The following is a 672-nucleotide window of genomic DNA, read 5'->3' on the forward strand; positions in this document are numbered from 1 at the left end:
CTGCGCCTACTTCGAGCGTGACGACATGACCCTCGAAGAGGCCCAGATCGCGAAGTTCGATTTGGCGCTGGGAAAGCTGAACCTCGAGCCGGGGATGACGCTGCTGGACATCGGCTGCGGCTGGGGTGGCGCGCTGAAACGGGCCGTCGAGAAGTACGACGTCAATGTCGTGGGGCTGACGCTCTCGGAGAATCAGGCCGAGCACGTGCAGAGGACCTTCGACCAGATGGACACCACCCGGACCCGCCGGGTGCTGCTGGAGGGCTGGGAGAAGTTCCACGAGCCGGTGGACCGCATCGTCTCGATCGGTGCGTTCGAGCACTTCGGCCGCCAACGCTACGGGCGTTTCTTCAAGATGGCCTACAACGCGCTGCCGCCCGGCGGAATCATGTTGCTGCACACCATCGTTCGGCCGTCCTTCAAAGAAGCCCGGGCCAAGGGCCTAAGGTTGACCCACGAGATCGTTGAGTTCTCGAAATTCATCCTCGCCGAGATTTTTCCCGGCGGCTGGCTTCCCACCCCGCAGACCGTCGGCGAGTACGGGGTGACCGTGGGCTTCGAGCTCACCCGCGTGCAGTCGCTGCAACTGCACTACGCGAAGACGCTGGATCTGTGGGCCGAGGCGCTCGAGGCGAATCGCGAGCAGGCCCTCGCCCTTCAGTCTCAAGAGGT

The 672-nt window shown here is 63.8% G+C and carries 1 protein-coding gene; it reads left to right on the forward strand.

All coding sequences use genetic code 11. The features are described from left to right. Positions 1–672 (forward strand): class I SAM-dependent methyltransferase (locus tag A5775_RS06980; RefSeq protein ID WP_067249747.1); only part of this gene is annotated, 672 nt, incomplete at both ends.

Source organism: Mycobacterium sp. 852002-10029_SCH5224772 (assembly GCF_001667315.1).
Classification (GTDB): domain Bacteria; phylum Actinomycetota; class Actinomycetes; order Mycobacteriales; family Mycobacteriaceae; genus Mycobacterium.